This is a genomic window from Methylobacterium sp. 142-1Y (assembly GCF_057747795.1).
On the sequence record NZ_CM173224.1, the window covers coordinates 1399632 to 1415691 of the forward strand.

The 16060-nt window shown below is 70.3% G+C and carries 15 protein-coding genes; 5 read left to right on the forward strand and 10 right to left on the reverse strand.

The window, feature by feature from the left end:
• The first annotated feature begins 600 nt into the window (after positions 1-600).
• The 3 genes from AC3AOF_RS06510 to AC3AOF_RS06520 all read left to right on the forward strand — a co-directional run bounded on the left by AC3AOF_RS06510 (position 601) and on the right by AC3AOF_RS06520 (position 4750).
• Positions 601-2256, forward strand: coding sequence for an acetolactate synthase large subunit (locus AC3AOF_RS06510; protein WP_488348009.1), 1656 nt, complete (start codon positions 601-603; stop codon positions 2254-2256).
• 3 nt (positions 2257-2259) lie between these two features.
• Positions 2260-3387, forward strand: coding sequence for a hypothetical protein (locus AC3AOF_RS06515; RefSeq protein WP_488348010.1), 1128 nt, complete (start codon positions 2260-2262; stop codon positions 3385-3387).
• A gap of 592 nt (positions 3388-3979) precedes the next feature.
• The gene (locus AC3AOF_RS06520; protein ID WP_236991538.1) at positions 3980-4750 is read left to right on the forward strand and encodes a helix-turn-helix transcriptional regulator; all 771 of its coding nucleotides are present in this window, start codon (positions 3980-3982) and stop codon (positions 4748-4750) included.
• Here AC3AOF_RS06520 and AC3AOF_RS06525 read toward each other — a convergent pair.
• Complete coding sequence (locus AC3AOF_RS06525) at positions 4726-5505, reverse strand: GntR family transcriptional regulator (protein WP_236991537.1); 780 nt, start codon at positions 5503-5505, stop codon at positions 4726-4728. The genes AC3AOF_RS06520 and AC3AOF_RS06525 overlap by 25 nt on opposite strands.
• 65 nt (positions 5506-5570) lie before the next feature.
• Between AC3AOF_RS06525 and AC3AOF_RS06530 the strand changes: the two genes are divergently transcribed.
• Together AC3AOF_RS06530 and AC3AOF_RS06535 are read left to right on the forward strand one after the other, a co-directional pair.
• Positions 5571-6572 carry a PfkB family carbohydrate kinase gene (locus AC3AOF_RS06530; RefSeq protein ID WP_488348011.1) on the forward strand — a complete coding sequence of 334 codons (1002 nt, stop codon included), beginning with the start codon at positions 5571-5573 and terminating at the stop codon, positions 6570-6572.
• Between the two features lie 681 nt (positions 6573-7253).
• Positions 7254-8132: an alpha/beta fold hydrolase gene (locus AC3AOF_RS06535; RefSeq protein ID WP_488348012.1), complete on the forward strand. Its 879-nt coding sequence runs from the start codon at positions 7254-7256 to the stop codon at positions 8130-8132.
• Here AC3AOF_RS06535 and trpC read toward each other — a convergent pair.
• From trpC to AC3AOF_RS06580, 9 genes are all read right to left on the reverse strand, one after another.
• Positions 8123-8971, reverse strand: a complete 849-nt coding sequence (gene trpC, locus AC3AOF_RS06540; RefSeq protein WP_488348013.1) for an indole-3-glycerol phosphate synthase TrpC — start codon at positions 8969-8971, stop codon at positions 8123-8125. The genes AC3AOF_RS06535 and trpC overlap by 10 nt on opposite strands.
• A gap of 60 nt (positions 8972-9031) precedes the next feature.
• Entirely contained in the window at positions 9032-10045 is a 1014-nt protein-coding gene (gene trpD / locus AC3AOF_RS06545; protein ID WP_488348014.1) for an anthranilate phosphoribosyltransferase, read from the reverse strand.
• Between the two features lie 45 nt (positions 10046-10090).
• A complete protein-coding gene (locus AC3AOF_RS06550) occupies positions 10091-10711 on the reverse strand; it encodes an anthranilate synthase component II (protein ID WP_236991532.1) in 621 nt (206 codons plus the stop codon).
• 381 nt (positions 10712-11092) lie between these two features.
• Entirely contained in the window at positions 11093-11803 is a 711-nt protein-coding gene (locus tag AC3AOF_RS06555; RefSeq protein ID WP_099954738.1) for a Bax inhibitor-1/YccA family protein, read from the reverse strand.
• A gap of 36 nt (positions 11804-11839) precedes the next feature.
• On the reverse strand, positions 11840-12634 hold the full coding sequence (locus tag AC3AOF_RS06560; protein WP_236991529.1) for an anti-sigma factor family protein: 795 nt from the start codon (positions 12632-12634) through the stop codon (positions 11840-11842).
• A 29-nt stretch (positions 12635-12663) separates the two neighbouring features.
• On the reverse strand, positions 12664-13236 hold the full coding sequence (locus tag AC3AOF_RS06565; RefSeq protein ID WP_488348965.1) for a sigma-70 family RNA polymerase sigma factor: 573 nt from the start codon (positions 13234-13236) through the stop codon (positions 12664-12666).
• A gap of 352 nt (positions 13237-13588) precedes the next feature.
• Positions 13589-14317, reverse strand: coding sequence for an amino acid ABC transporter ATP-binding protein (locus AC3AOF_RS06570; RefSeq protein ID WP_236992869.1), 729 nt, complete (start codon positions 14315-14317; stop codon positions 13589-13591).
• Positions 14318-14459: 142 nt separating this feature from the next.
• A complete protein-coding gene (locus tag AC3AOF_RS06575; protein WP_236991527.1) occupies positions 14460-15152 on the reverse strand; it encodes an amino acid ABC transporter permease in 693 nt (230 codons plus the stop codon).
• A 30-nt stretch (positions 15153-15182) separates the two neighbouring features.
• Positions 15183-15902 carry an amino acid ABC transporter permease gene (locus tag AC3AOF_RS06580; protein WP_488348015.1) on the reverse strand — a complete coding sequence of 240 codons (720 nt, stop codon included), beginning with the start codon at positions 15900-15902 and terminating at the stop codon, positions 15183-15185.
• Positions 15903-16060: the final 158 nt, after the last annotated feature.

Genomic DNA, 16060 nt, shown 5'->3' on the forward strand with positions numbered 1-16060 from the left:
CGGCAACACAGCATCTCGCGCCCGGTTCCTCACGGTGAGATGGCAAATCTGACGCAGAAGGACGAAGTTATGCCGGGAGGCCCCCGCGTCGCACCAGTTTTATCTTATTTTGTCTGGATCGTTTCTCTGACGATAGGCCACCACGTCTCCGGCGATCGATAAAATGGCACGGAAGAGGAGGATTTTTACGCGACGCTACAGCGTGATGGCCCTTCGGTACCGATCGTTGCCGCTTGATACCTGGCTGGAGTATTTAAAATATTGACGTGTATCTATAATTGAAATTTGCGAATGTAAATTATCGATATACAAAATTTATAATATTATTCATTTGGAGTGGCGCCTTTCTGCCGAGACGCTGCGGATGTCACGGCGGGAGAGTACGACGATCTCGTCCCGGCGCAGCGATGACGATCGGGGCAGTCCGTGCACCGGACTTGCCGAGGGTACGGGATGATGGGGCCGTTGGCCGCATTCCCCCGCTCCTGTGCTTCCGGATGCCGCGATCCGATCCCGGACCGACCCGGCGGCGTCCGATCCGTTGCGCCGAGTCATCCGGGGTCTTAACTCAAGAGACGGACACGCCCGGAGGAGCGCCCGATGACCAAAGGTTCCGATCTGCTCGTCGCCGCCCTCGAGAACGAGGGCGTGGACCGGATCTTCGGCATCCCGGGCGAGGAGAATCTCGACGTCGTCGAATCGCTGCGACAGTCGAAGATCGAGCTGGTGCTGACCCGCCACGAGCAGGCGGCGGCCTTCATGGCGGCGACCCATGGGCGCCTCACCGGACGGCCCGGCGTGTGCATCTCGACGCTGGGCCCCGGCGCCCTCAACTTCACCACGGGGGCGGCCTACGCCCATCTCGGCGCGATGCCGATGCTGATGCTCACCGGCCAGAAGCCGATCATGAGCGCCCGCCAGGCCCGGTTCCAGATCGTCGACGTGATCGCGGCGATGCGCCCGCTCACCAAGATGACGCGCCAGATCGTGTCGGCCGCCTCGATCCCCACCATCGTGCGCGACGCCTTCCGGGTCGCCACCGAGGAGCGGCCGGGCCCGGTCCACCTCGAACTGCCGGAGGACATCGCGGCGGAAGAGGCCGACGTCGCCCTGGTGCCGTCGCACCCGATCGACCGGCCGGTGGCCAACCCCGCGGCGATCGAGCGCGCCGCCGCGATGATCCTCCAGGCCCGCCGCCCGCTGATCATGATCGGCGCCGCCGGCAACCGCCCGCGCCTGGTCGAGCCGCTCTCCGACTTCGTGCGCCGCACCCGGATTCCGTTCTTCAACACCCAGATGGGCAAGGGCGCGGTGACCGGCGGCTCGAACCTCTACGTGGGCACCGCGGCCCTGTCGGAGCGCGACTACGTCCACGAGGCGATCGACAGCGCCGACCTCATCATCTCGATCGGCCACGACACCGTCGAGAAGCCGCCCTTCCTGATGGGCCGGGTCGCGGGCGGCCCGCGGGTGATCCATGTCGGCTACGTCTCGGCCAGCGTCGAGCAGGTCTTCCATCCGGATGCCGAGGTGGTGGGCGATATCGGCACCACCGTCACGGCGCTGGCCGACCGGCTCGGCGGACGGCTCGATCCGGAGCCCGCCCTCCTGGAGATGCGCCAGCACATCCTCGCCCGCATCAACGACCGGGCCGAGGAGGACCGCTTCCCGGTGACGCCGCAGCGCCTCGTCCATGATGTCCGGGCGGTGATGCCGGAGGACGGCATCGTCTGCCTCGACAACGGCATGTACAAGATCTGGTTTGCCCGCAACTACCGCACCCACGTCGCCAACACGCTGCTCCTCGACAACGCGCTCGCCACGATGGGGGCGGGCCTGCCCTCGGCGATGATGGCCAAGCTCGTCCATCCGGAGCGCCGGGTCCTGGCGGTCTGCGGCGACGGCGGGTTCATGATGAACAGCCAGGAGCTCGAGACGGCGGTGCGCCTCAAGCTCGACCTCGTGGTGCTGGTGCTCGACGATAGCGCCTACGGCATGATCCGCTGGAAGCAGGCGGTCGATCGGTTCCCCGATTACGGCATGACCTTCGGCAACCCGGATTTCGTCGTCTACGCCGAATCCTACGGCGCCAAGGGCCATCGCGTGACCTCCGCCGAGGCGCTGGCGCCGACCCTGGAGGCCGCCTTCGCGGCGGGCGGCGTGCACCTCGTGGCTGTGCCGATCGACTACTCCGAGAACACCCGGGTGCTGGTCGACGAACTCGGCGGCCATGCCCCGCAGGTCGAGCCGGGCTAGGCGGTGCGGATCGCCGTGCCGGATTCGCGCTGGCGCCGGCGCGCGGCCGGGGCGCTGATGCTGCTCGCCGGCGCTGGCGTCGCGGTCTCCGCGCCCGTCCTGCTGCCGGACTGCGCGCAGGCCTGGCGCCTGCGCGAGGCCGCCGACGACCCGGCGGCGCTGGCGACCCTGCGCCTGGCTTCGGTCGCCGATCCGGAGCGGATCGGTGCCGGCCTCGACGCGGCCGTGGCGGCGGGCGACGACGACCTGGCGCACAGCTTCCTGGCCTTGGCCGAGGAGCGGGGCGTGGCGGTCTCGCCCGAGCGGCGGGCGGCCGTGGCGGCGCTCGCCGAGACCGCGCCGCGCCGGGCGCTGACCGACGCGGCGACCGGTTTCGTCAGCGGGGAGGGGGCCGGCATGGCCGGGCTCGCCGGCGCCGTGGCGGGCGACCTCGTCGGCTACGGCGATCTGCGCGATGTGTGGCGCGAGGGCGGGCGGCTCGCCCGCGGCGAGGCCTACGACCCGCTGCTCCTCGGGCTTGCCACCGCCGGGCTGGCGCTGACCGGCGCCACCATCGTGTCCCTCGGCTCGAGCGTGCCGGTCCATGCCGGCACCACGACCCTGAAGCTCGCCGCCCGCACCGGCAAGCTGTCCCGGCCGCTGGCCGCGCATCTCACCCGCAGCGCCGGCGCCGCGATCGACCGGGAGGCTTTGGGCCTTGCCACCGCGGCCGCCGGCCGGCTCGACATCGCTGCCCTGCGCCAGGGGGCGAAGGGGGTTCTCAAGCCGGGCGCGTTCCGCGAGATCCGCAGCGTCGGGGAGCAATCGGCCCGGATCCAGGCGCGGCTCGGCGCCCGCGGCACCCTCCAGGCCCTCGCCGTGGCGGAGAATGCCGACGACCTGCGCCGCGTCGCCCGCCTGTCCGAGGGCCTGGGCGGGCGCACCCGCGCAGTCCTGGCGCTGCTCGGCCGCGGTGCCCTGGTGCTGGGCTCGGCCCTGCTGGCGATCCTGCAGGGCCTCTGGCTCGGCCTCGCCTGGTTTCTCGCCGCCGCCCTGTTCTGCCGCCGCGCCGGCACGGCCCTCGGCCGCTTGATCTGGCGCCGCCCGCGCCGGGCGGGAGCGACGCCGCGCCTGGCGAGCGCGCCCGCCTGACGGCGTCGACCGGACGGCGGGTGGCCCGTCTCGGGAGCCGGTTCGATCGGCCGGTGCAGCGGATGTGGCGTGGGCGTCGAACACGCTCCGCGACATACCGGATTCCTGGCTGCCCGGATCAGGGGAGACGATGCGGGGTCGATCCCGTATTCATGAGGCGAACGCACTCCAGAAACGAGCAATTGCTGTAAAAATTCACGGATCAGGCAATTTGTTATCTGGCGTGAAATGAAATCGTACTGCCTGGATTGCAGGTGATCGTCTCCGAAGATGCCGCGATCGATTGCCGAGCCGACGGTGAGGATCGCCAGCACGGCGGCCTCGACCATGGCGCCGGCACCGAGACGAAGCGGTCGATCATTCGGTGGCCCGCGTCTCATCCGAAAGGATGATACCAATCCCGACCACAGGGCTCCGATTGATGCCGGATGCAAGCATCTGACCGCAATCAGACCAATCATGTCTGATTTAATCACTGCGCCGCGGCTGCGATGAACAGTCTTGTGCCGCAGAGGTTTTGGTACTTATATGGACCCGAACGGGTCGAGACCCGCTCGTTCGCGACGGCTTGCCGGGGGGCGACGATGCACGCGTGCAGTGGGTGTGGGGTGGAGGACGGGCGGCGCCGCAGCCGCGTGACCGGGACCACCGCACCGTGACCGCCGGCATGACCGCCTGGCAGCCGGCGGCGGCCGCCGCCCTCGACGCCCTCGCCCTCGCGGTGCTGGTGGTCGACCGGCAGGGGCACATCCTCCACGCCAACCGGGAGGCGACGGACCTCCTCGACCGGCCCGACGGAGCCCTGTCGGGCCAGCACGCGACAGGCGGCTGTCACGGCACCAAGCATCACGGAACCGCGCATCACGTCGTCAGGCACCTCGGAGCACGCCAGGCGGAGGGCCGCTCGCGGCTCCAGGCCCTGATCCAGGCGGCCTGCGACGGGCGGCCCGGGGAGGCGGTCGGCTTCCTGCAGCTCGAGGGCGGCGGCCCGGACGAGCCGGGCGTCTCGGTCTGCGTCTCGCCTCTGGACGACGAAGCGGCGCCGGGGCGGGCGGTGGTGGTGGCCCGGCTCCTGCGGGCTCAAGGGAAGATCGAGGTGCAGCTGCGTACCCTGTTCGGCCTCACCCGGGCCGAGGCGCAGGTCGGCGCAGGCCTGGCCCATGGCGGCTGCCTCGCCGAGATCGCCGCGGAACTCGGCATCAGCGTCACCACGGCGCGCACCCACGTCGCCCGCATCTTCCTCAAGACCGGGACCCGGCAGCAGAGCCAACTGGTCGCCCTGGTGGCGGCGGTGCAGTTGCCGGTGGCCTACGGTGCCGAGGTGGCGGCGGTTCGGGCTCACGCCCTCAGGTCGAGCCGGTAGGCGTAGGCGTCGCCGCGAAACAGGCCCTCGACATACTCGATCATCCGGTCGTCCCGGGCATAGGAGTGGCGCTTGATCAGCAGGCAGGGCAGGGCTTGCGTGAAACCGAACACCGCGCATTCCGTCTCGTCCGGCATCGCCGCCTCGATGGTCTGGCGGCAGCGCACCAGGGCCGCCCCGTGCGCGCCCAGGAATGCGTAGACCGAGCCGTCGAGATCGCCCTCGGCCAGCGCCGGCACCGCCGTGAGGTCGTACCACGCCACCTCCCGCGACAGCGGCATGCCGTCGCCGCAGCGGATGCGGACCAGCTTCAGGAACGGGGCGGTCGAGGGCAGGCCGAACAGCGAGGCGATCGAGCGGTCCTGGACCACGCGGCGATCGACGATCCGCGTCGAGGGCACGCGGCCGAGTTCCCGCATCTCCTCGGTGAAGCCCTTGAGCCGGTCCATGCCCGGGCTGAGCCGGGTGCGCCCGGCCGCGACGATGAAGCCGTGCCGGCCATGGGCGGTGAGGTAGTGCTGCCGGCGTAAGGAATCGTAGCAGCGCTGCACCGTGGTGCGGCTCACGCCCAACGCCTCCGCGAAGGGCCGCTCGGCCGGCAGCGTCGTGCCGCCCGCCACCGTGCCGTCCTCGATCAGCCCGCGCAGCTGCTCTTCCAGCTGCTGATAGAGCGGCTTCGCGGTATCGTGGCGCAGCCGCACCAGGCTCGTCAGGGCAGGGGGGCCCGGGCCGGGCCCGGACGAGGGCTCGGGCATCGGCGGCTCAGCCGATGCGACGGCCGCGCGCCGGCACGGCGCGGGCGACGGGATGGGGAGGGGGCATGAGCGCCGAAATCAGCGTCGGGGAGAGAGTCGACATGGTGGCCGATCCGGCTCTCTTCGTCCTCGGGAGCTTCGTGGTGGCCTGTTCTGCCACGGTTGACCGTCTGCCGCGAGCGGGCGAATCGCTGAGGGCACAGGCTTTCCTGGTCGAGCCGGGCGGCAAGGGCCTCAACCTCGCGGTCGGCGCACGGCGTCTCGGCGCCACGGTCGACGGCCTCCTGGCGATCGGCGACGACCCGCTCGCGGCCCTCGCCGCGCCGGCCCTCGCCCGTGCCGGCCTGCCCGCCGCGATGCTGCACCGTTTCGCCGGCCCGACGGGGGCCGGCATCGGCTTCATCGACGCCTCGGGCGAGAACTGCCTCGCGGTGCATCCGGGCGCCAATGCCCGGCTTGGGGCCGCGGAGGTGCGGGCGGCGGCGGAGCGGATCGCCGGGAGCGCCCTCGTCCTGGCGCAGTTCGAGGTCGGTGACGATGCGGTGGCGGAGACCTTCCGGATCGCCCGCGCGGCGGGCGTGCGCACCCTGCTCAACCCGTCGCCGTTCCGGGTGCCGTCGCCTGAGATTCTGGCGCAGGCCGCGATCCTGGTCGTCAACGCCGTCGAGGCGGCGGCCTTCGGCGCGGCCCTCGGGATGCCCGTGCCCGATGGCGGGAGCGGGGCGGGCGAGGGGGGCCCGGAGGCCTGGGGCGGCCTCGCGGAGGCGCTCCTCGCCCGCGGGCCGGACCTCGTCGTGATCACCCTCGGGGCCGGTGGCGCGCTCGCCTTCCGGATCGGCCATCCCGTCCTGGCCCAGCCGGCCTTCTCCGTGACGGCGCTCGACACGCTCGGGGCCGGCGACGCCTTCACGGCGGGGCTCGCGGTCGGTCTCGCCGAGGGCCGCCCGCTCCCCGAGAGCCTGCGCATGGCTGCCGCCTGCGGTGCCTGCGTGGTCTGCCGCAAGGGCGTGTTCGAGGCCCTGCCGGACCGCGCTGCCGTCGCGGCCCTGGTGGCCGGCACGGCGTGAACCGCCCCGATGCCACCGCCGAAAAGAAGTTTTTCAAAAAATCGGATCGGCAAAAAATCGGGCCTGCCCGTCTCAGGTGAACAGGCCCGCGAGCAGGCTGCCGACCATCGCCACCACCGCGAGGGTCACGAGGAACCGGATGTCGTCGAGTCTTTCCCTGATCATCGCCGAGCCTCCTTCGCCGCGTGACAGGGCGACGTTTAGGACGTAAGGGCGTCTTGCGCCGTGCGCATCCGCACCTTTGCTTGATGGATGGTGAACGCGGCCGGTCCGGGATTGTCCGGACCTTGTCGGTCCCGGCGCAAGGCCCTGCGGGCTCGCGCAAAACACGGTGAATCCCACTCAGCTTGACCGTTGACAGACGTCCTCGCACCTAAGAAAAAAGGCCACACGCGAGGTGTGGCCCAAGTCTAGGGAGGAAACGCCCAAAGAGGGCAGCAACGCTGCGACGCCATCGCCGCGTTGCCATTAAAAGCTAAGCCCTGCCCGCTCGGCTGGCAAGGGTCTATCCGCGTTTTGTGGTATCCACGTCGCAGGTGATGCTGCGGCGCAACGCCTCGCTCAGCGTCAGTCTACCGAACCCGACCTCGGTGCCGCGTTCCGCTCTCGCTGTCCAAGTCACCGAGGCAAGTCACCGAGGCTTGAGTCATCGAGGCTCAAGTCACCGAGGAGGCCGCCGCGATGACGCCGATCGATCCCACGACACGTCGCATCCCGGTCCGCGGCCTGACCCTGTCCGTCGCCGAGGCCGGCCCGGAGGACGGGCCCCTCACCGTGCTGCTCCACGGCTTCCCCGAGACCTGGTGGGGCTGGCGGCACCAGATCGGCCCGCTCGCGGCAGCGGGCTTGCGGGTGGTGGCGCCGGATCAGCGCGGCTACGGCCTGTCGAGCCGGCCGGAGGGGATCGCGGCCTACCATCTCGACCGTCTCGCCGACGACGTGACCGGCCTCGCCGACGCCCTCGGGCATGATCGCTTCCGCCTCGTCGGGCACGATTGGGGCGGCCTCGTCGCCTGGTGGGTGGCCGCGCGCCATCCCGACCGGCTCGAGCGGCTGGCGATCCTCAACGCACCGCATCCGGACGTGTTCGGCGCCTATGCCCGCCGGCACCCGACCCAGATGCTGCGGAGCGTCTATGTCGGGCTGTTCCAGCTCCCCGGCCTGCCCGAGGCGCTGCTGCGCGCCGGCGATTGCAGGGCCCTCCGCCGCGCCCTGACGAATTCGAGCCGGGCCGGGGCCTTCTCGCCCCACGATCTCGACCTCTACGCCGCCGCCTGGCGCCGGCCTGGCGCCATCACGGCGATGCTGAACTGGTACCGGGCCCTGCGCCTGAGGCGGGGGCCGGCGCCGGGACCGATCCGGCCGCCGGTCCTGGTGCTGTGGGGCGAGCGCGACACGGCGCTCGAACGCGGGCTTGCCGCCGAGAGCCTGCGCCTCTGCGAGCAGGGCACTTTACGCTACTTTCCGCAGGCCACCCACTGGCTCCAGCACGAGGAGCCGGCGGCGGTCGGCGAAGCCCTGATCGGGTTCCTGACCGCCCCCGTCGCGACTCAGGCCTGATCGCCGAACAGCAACTGCTTCGTCGCCGCCGTCACGTCGTCCTGCCGCATCAGGCTCTCGCCGACGAGCAGCGTGCGGATGCCGGCACGCGCCAGGATCTGCGCGTCGCCGTGGCTGCCGATGCCGCTCTCGCCGACCAGGATCCGGTCCTGGGGCACCAGCGGGCTCAGGCGCACGGCGTTGTCGAGTGAGACCTTGAAGGTCCGCAGATCCCGGTTGTTGACGCCGATGAGCCGGGTGCCGAGGGGCAGCGCGCGGGCCAGCTCCGCCTCGTCATGCACCTCGACCAGCACGTCCATGCCGAGATCGTGGGCGGTCTCGACCAGGGCCGACGCCTCGTCGTCGTCGAGGCTCGCCATGATGACGAGGATGCAGTCGGCGCCCCAGGCCCGGGCCTCGACCACCTGGTAGGGCTCGAACAGGAAGTCCTTGCGCAGGACCGGGAGCGAGCAGGCGGCGCGGGCCGCCGTCAGGTATTCGGGCTTGCCCTTGAACGAGGGCTCGTCGGTGAGCACCGACAGGCAGGTGGCGCCGCCCGCCTCGTAGGCGCGGGCGAGGACCGGCGGATCGAAATCCTCGCGGATCAGGCCGCGGGAGGGCGAGGCCTTCTTGATCTCGGCGATCAGCGCGAAGCGATCCTGCGCCACGTGGGCGGCGATCGCGTCGGCGAAGCCCCGGGGCGGGTCGGCCTTCGCGGCGCGTTTCTCCAGTTCGGCCAGCGGCACGCGCAGCTTCGCCGAGGCGATCTCGCGCCGTTTGTAGGCCTCGATATGGGCGAGCACGTCGGCCGGGCGCGGCCGGCCCTCGCCGTCGGAAGACGTCGTATCGGTGTCGGACAAGGCCGTGTCCTCCCCTCGGGAGCGTGTCGGGGATATCGAGTTCAGGGAGACGCCGTCGAATTACGCGTTCGAGACGACCGCCAGGCGCTCCAGGACCGCCCTGGCCGCGCCGGTATCGATCGCCTGGGCGGCGCGGGTCACGCCGTCCTGCAGGCTGTCAACGCGCCCGGCCACCATCAGGGCCGCTGCGGCATTGAGGATTCCGATGTCGCGGTAGGGTGTGCGGGCGCCGTCGAGGACCTCGCGCAGGGCCCCCGCATTGTGCGCCGGGTCGCCGCCGCGCAACTCCTCCGGTTGCGCCAGGCGCAGGCCCAGCTCCCGCGGATCGAGGGTGAAACGGCGGATCGCGCCGTTTTCCAGGGCGACTACGGCGGTGGGGCCGGTGGTGGTGATCTCGTCGAGCCCGTCCGAGCCGTGCACGGTCCAGACCCGGCGGCTGCCGAGTTCGCCCAGCACCCGGGTCATCGGCTCGGCGAGGGAAGCCGCGTAGACGCCGAGCAGCTGCGCCGACACCCCGGCCGGGTTGCAGAGCGGCCCGAGCACGTTGAACAGGGTCCGGGTGCCGATCTCGACCCGCACCGGCGCGACGTGGCGCATCGAGGCGTGGTGCGACTGGGCGAACATGAAGCACAGGCCTGCCTCTGCGAGGCAGCGGGCGAGGTGATCGGGGGTGAGGCCGATGCCGACGCCCAGCGCCGCGAGCACGTCGGCGGCGCCCGAGCGGGACGAGGCGGCGCGGTTGCCGTGCTTGGCCACCGGCACGCCGCAGGCGGCGGTGACGATCGCCGCGAGCGTCGAGACGTTGTAGCTGCCCGAATGATCCCCGCCGGTGCCGACGATGTCGATCGCGCCCTCGGGCGCCGCGACGCGGGTCATGCGCTCGCGCAAGGCGCCCGCGGCGCCGGTGATCTCGTCCAGAGCCTCGCCGCGGACGTGCAGGGCCATCAGGAAGGCGCCGGCCTGGGCGTGCGTCACCTCGCCGGAGAGCAGGTGATCGAAGGCGCGGCGCGCCTCCTCGCGCGTCAGCGCGGCGCCCGTGGCGACCTTCGCCAGGTAGGGCTTGAACGAGTCCATGACGAGTACGTGCCTGATCTCAGCGCCTGTGTCGGGCCGGTCCCGTCAATGCACATCTCGGCCGCGCTTGTCACCCCGGGCCTTCATATTCCACGCCGCGGCGAGGGCGAGGAAATTGCGCACCATGGTCTCGCCGTGCTGCGACAGGATGCTCTCGGGGTGGAACTGCACCCCGTGCACCGGCCGCTCCGCATGCTCCAGGGCCATGATCAGCCCGTCGGCCTCCGCGGTCACGACGAGGTTCGCCGGGCAGGTCGCCCGCTCGACGACCAGCGAGTGGTAGCGCGTGGCCGAGAACGGCCCGTTGATGCCGCGAAACAGCCCGGTCGCCCGGTGCCGCACCTGCGAGACCTTGCCGTGCATCGGAGCCGGCGCCCGCACCACATCGCCGCCGAAGGCCTGGCCGATCGCCTGGAGGCCGAGGCAGACGCCGAGCATCGGGATCTCGTCGCTCAAGCTCCGCACCACGTCGAGGCAGATACCGGCCTCGCTCGGCGTGCAGGGGCCGGGCGACAGCACCAGGGCGTCGGGCGCGCGCCGGCGGATCTCCTCGACGGTGATCGCATCGTTGCGCACCACCTCGATCGCGCCGGCGAGCGGCCCGATCAGGTGGACGAGGTTCCAGGTGAAGGAATCGTAGTTGTCGATGACCAGGATGTCGGACATGGGCGCCTCTCGGCGCGCGGTGTGGGGCTTGGGGCGGCCGGAGGTCAAGGGGGAGGGGCGCGGCGCCTGGAATACGTACGGGGCCGGGGGCGCCTCCCAAGGACTATCCCTGCCCAAGAGCCGAGGCATTCTTTCTCCCACCCTCGACCTCATCCTGAGGTGTCAGTCGATCATGGATCGACTGACCTCGAAGGAGGGCTCCAGGGATCGCGGCGACATCTGGAGCCCTCCTTCGAGGCTCCCTTCGGTCGCACCTCAGGATGAGGCTGCGGATGGGGTCAGATGTGTCGAATCGAAGGCGTCGATGCCCAAGAAAAAACCCGCCCCTCCCTTGCGGGACAGGCGGGTGCGAAGTCGAGGGTCCGTGGTGGAGGGCCGTGCCTATTCCCGCTCGCCGGTGAGGCTCAGCAGCATCTGGAACAGGTTGATGAAGTTCAGGTAGAGCGACAGGGCGCCGAACACCGCGAGCTTGGAATTGGCTTCCTCGCCCCAGTTCTCGGCATACTGCTCCTTGATCGACTGGGTGTCGTAGGCGGTGAGGCCGGTGAAGATCACCACGCCGATCAGCGAGATCGCGAATTGCAGCGCGGACGAGGCCAGAAAGATGTTGACCAGGCTGGCGATGACGAGGCCGATCAAGCCCATCACCAGGAACGAGCCCATCCGCGAGAGGTCGCGCTTGGTGGTGTAGCCGTACAGGCTGGTCGCCCCGAACATCGCCGCGGTGATGAAGAAGGTGCGGGCGATGCTGGTGCCGGTGAAGACCAGGAAGATCGAGGCGAGCGACAGCCCCATCACCCCGCAGAAGGTCCAGAACAGGGTGTGGGCGGTGGCGGCCGAGATCCGGTCGGCGCGGAACGACAGCACCATGATGAAGGCCAGCGGGGCCAGCATCACGACGTATTTCAGCGGCGTGCCGAAGAGCGGCTTATAGAGTGCCGGGGTCGAGGAGACGCCGAGCGCGACGAGGCCGGTCAGCGCCAGGCCGAGGCCCATCGTGTTGTAGACCCGCAGCATGTGGCGCCGCAGGCCCTCGTCGAAGACCGCACCGGCGGGAGCCGCATGGGTCTGCCAGGCGTAAGGAGTATTCATCGGGGAGAGTGCTCCGGGATGGGGCGGGTGAGACGGTCAGTGCTTCAGGGCCGCCAGGGTGGCGGCGGCGCGGCCGAGATCGGGCTCGCTGCCCGAGCCGCTGAGGGCGTAGGCGCCGTGCCCGGCCTTCCAGTAGACCGTGACGGCCTCCGGCGAGCGGACGATGGCGGGCGCGCTCGCCTCCGCATCCGGCATGCGGGTGGCGAAGAGCGCGACCTTGCCGAGCTGGCCGGCATCGATCGCGACCTCGACGCCCGCGCCGCTGCGCGAGGGAAAGATCTGCATGTCGTCGACGCGCCAGTCCGACGGCAAGTCGGGCAGGGCGATGCCGGTCGCCGCCTCGACCTCGCGGCGGTCATAGGCCGGGGTCGGGCGCTGCGAGGTCACCCGGGCGCGGACCTGGGCGGCCTGGCGGGCCTGCAACGCCTCCTCGACGAAGGTCGGGGAATAGGTCGAGGCGTTGGTGTTCTGCACGCCGAAATCGCCGGTCTCGTTGTGCAGGAGCCAGCCGGTCCCGACCAGCATGGCGATCACGGCGGCGCGCTGGAGCCGCGCGCCGATGCGCCGCCAGGTCAGCGCCCGGTCGAGGCGGCGGGCCGCCGCGGCGAGGCGCTCGGGCGAGGGGCCAGGCCGCACGTCGACACCGTGCCCCTCGATTCCCTGCACCGGCCCGAAGGCGGCGCGCAGGGCGTCGCGGGTGTGCAGGTCGGCCATCACCCTGGCCGCCACCTCCGGCCGCGCCGCCAGATGCTCCTCGACCTCGATCCGCCGGCCGAGGTCGAGCTGGCCATCGATATAGGCGTTCAGGTCGGCCTCGGTGATCGGATCCATGGTCGTCTCCGGTGAGTGTTCGCCGCTCATCACGACGCCCTCGTGCTGGTGCCGCCCTCGACCACCCGCAGGCGCGGGGCCGGTCGCTCGGGCGCGTCCTCCGGGGCCGGCAGGCGGGAGACGCCGCCGCTCTCGATATTGCGCAGGGCCGCCCGGGCCCGTCCGAGGCGCGACATCAGCGTGCCGATCGGGATGCCGAGCACGTCGGCGGCCTCCTGGTAGGCCAGCCCCTCGATGGTCACGAGGTGCAGGGCCTCGCGCTGCTCAGCCGGCAGGCGCCCGAACGCCTCGCGCACCTGGGCCAGGCGCACATGGCCTTCCTGGGCCGGCGGCGTCGCCTCCTCGACGATGTGGCCGAGGGCATCGGCGTAGCGTGCTTCCACCTTGCGGCGGCGCTGGTCGTCGATGAAGGCGTTGTGCAGCACCGTCATCAGCCAGGTGCGCAGGTTGGTGCCCGGGCGCAGGGAGCCCTGGCGCTCGAGGGCGCGCACGAGGGTGTCGTGCACGAGGTCGTCGGCCTGCGCGGCATCGCGCGTCAGGGACCGGGCGTAGCGCCGGAGCGGCACCAGGAGGTCGAGGACATCGGGGCGCTTGCGAAGCATCATAATGGGTGAACGTGCGCCGGGCGGCGTCTAATCCCGCGGGGTCTCGCTGTTCTGCGGGAGACGTTCACATCCGCGTGAGCGGCGGATGTCAACCAGCTCGACCTCAACCCTCCCCCTCTGCGGGGGAGGGTGGCGAACGCAGTGAGCCGGGAGAGGGGCAGCGCGACGCTAATCGACGTGGCGCCTTTGAGACTGGTCGCGACTTCTCCGGAGGCGGCGTCCCCTCTCCCGGCCCCCTCCGGGGGCCACCCTCCCCCGCAGAGGGGGGAGGGTCGGGTTGCGGGTCTTCGACCAACGACAAGGGGCCCACGCGGGGCCCCTCGCACTCACACCTGCGGATGGCGCACGTTCAGTGCGACAGGATTCGCGACAGGAAGGTCTGGGCGCGCTCGCTGCGGGGCGATCCGAAGAACTCTTCCTTCTGCGCGTCCTCGACGATCTCGCCCTTGTCCATGAAGATCACCCGGTGGGCGACCTTGCGGGCAAAGCCCATCTCGTGGGTCACCACCATCATGGTCATGCCCTCCTTGGCGAGCTCGACCATCACGTCGAGCACCTCGCCGACCATCTCGGGGTCGAGGGCCGAGGTCGGCTCGTCGAACAGCATCACGATCGGGTTCATGGCGAGCGCCCGGGCGATCGCCACGCGCTGCTGCTGACCGCCGGAGAGCTGGCCCGGGAACTTGTGGGCATGGGCCTTGAGGCCGACCCGCTCCAGCAGGGCGAGGCCCTTGGCCTGCGCCTCGTCCTTGCTCCGCCCGAGCACCTTGCGCTGGGCGAGGCTGAGGTTGTCGGTGATCGACAGGTGCGGAAACAGCTCGAAATGCTGGAACACCATGCCGACCCGCGAGCGGAGCTTGGGCAGGTTGGTCTTCTTGTCGGCGATCTTGGTGCCGTCGACGGTGATCTGGCCCTTCTGGAACGGTTCGAGAGCGTTGACGCACTTGATGAGCGTCGACTTGCCGGAGCCCGAGGGGCCGCAGACCACCACCACCTCGCCCTTGGTGACGGAGGTGGTGCAGTTCGTCAGCACCTGGAAGTCGCCGTACCACTTCGAGACGGTGTCGATGGCGATCATCGGGCCGGTGGTCGCCGCGACGGGCGGGCGCTCGGTGAGCAGGGTACCGACGGGGCCGGTGCCCGGCGCCGCGTCGGCCGCGGCCTGCGGCTCCGAGACGGGGCTGACGGGCGGCATCGCGGAGGAGGTCATGGCGCGGATCCTATCGGATGATGGCGACCCGGCGCTGCAGGCGGCGCACCAGGAGCGAGGCGATGAAGCAGACGGCAAAGTAGACGACGGCCGCGAACAGGTACATCTCGACGAGGCGCCCGTCGCGCTGCGCGATCTTGGAGGCGGCGCCGAGGAAGTCGGTGATCGACAGGACGTAGACCAGTGAGGTGTCCTGGAACAGCACGATGGTCTGGGTCAGAAGCACCGGCAGCATGTTGCGGAAGGCCTGGGGCAGGATGACGTTGGCCATCGATTGCCAGTAGGTGAGGCCGAGCGCCGAGGCCGCCGCGCCCTGTCCCTTGGGGATCGACTGGATGCCCGCCCGCATGATCTCGGAGAAGTAGGCCGCCTCGAACAGCGTGAAGGTGATGAGCGAGGACGAGAAGGCGCCGACCTGGATCGGCCGCTCGGACCCGGTGACCCACTGCCCGATATACGGCACCAGGAAGTAGAACCAGAAGATCACCAGCACCAGCGGCAGCGAGCGCATGAAGTTGACGTAGACCTTGGCGATCTGCGGCAGCACAGGCAGGCCCGACAGCCGCATCATGGCGATCAGCGTGCCGAGAATCACGCCGCCGATCGCCGCGAGCGCGGTCAGGGTCAGCGTGAAGGTCATCCCGTCGAGGAACAGGTAGCGCCAGGAATTCAGGATGACGCCGAAATCGAAATTCGAGAACATCGCGAGGACCCTGCCCGAAGCGTTAGAGGATCAGCGGCCCGGCACCGCGACGCGGCGCTCGATCACGCCGGCCACGGTCACCACCAGCAGGTTGATGACGATGTAGATGAGGGTCGCCGCCGTGAAGGCCTCGAAGACCTGGAACGAGAATTCCTGCATCGCGCGGGCCCGGGCGGTCAGCTCCAGGAGGCCGATGGTCAGCGCCACCGACGTGTTCTTCAGGTTGTTGAGGAACTCGGAGGTCAGCGGCGGCAGGATGATGCGGTAGGCGTTGGGCAGCAGCACGTAGCGGTAGGTCTGGGCGGTGGTGAGCCCGAGCGCCGTGCCGGCCATGCGCTGGCCCCGCGGCAGGGCCTGGATGCCGGCCCGCACCTGCTCGGCGACGCGCGAGGCGGTGAAGAAGCCGAGGCAGACCACGGCGGTGTAGAACGGCGCGTTCGGCAGTTGCTTCAGCCAGGTGCCCCAGGATTCCGGCAGCACCTCCGGCAGCACGAAGTACCAGAGGAACATCTGCACGAGGAGCGGGATGTTGCGGAACAGTTCGACATAGGCGTTGCCGACGGCCTGCGCGGCCCGGCTCGGCAGGGTGCGCAGCACGCCGACGACCGAGCCGATGGCGAAGGCGATGACCCAGGCGCAGAGCGCCGTGAGGATCGTCCACATCAGGCCCGACAGCAGCATGTCGGCGTAGGTGCCGTTCCCCTCGGGCGACGCCTCGAAGAAGATGCCCCAGTTCCAGTTGTAGTTCATGCCCTGTCTTCCGGGTCCGCTCGGTTCTCGGGGAGGCTGATGTCGGCGTCCGATGGTATACGGTTTTCCGGCCCGGGCGAGGCCGGACGCGGGCGAAGGCACAGGGAAAAAGTGCCGAGAGGGAACGAAGTGGGGCGCCGCCCTGCCGCAGCGAAAGC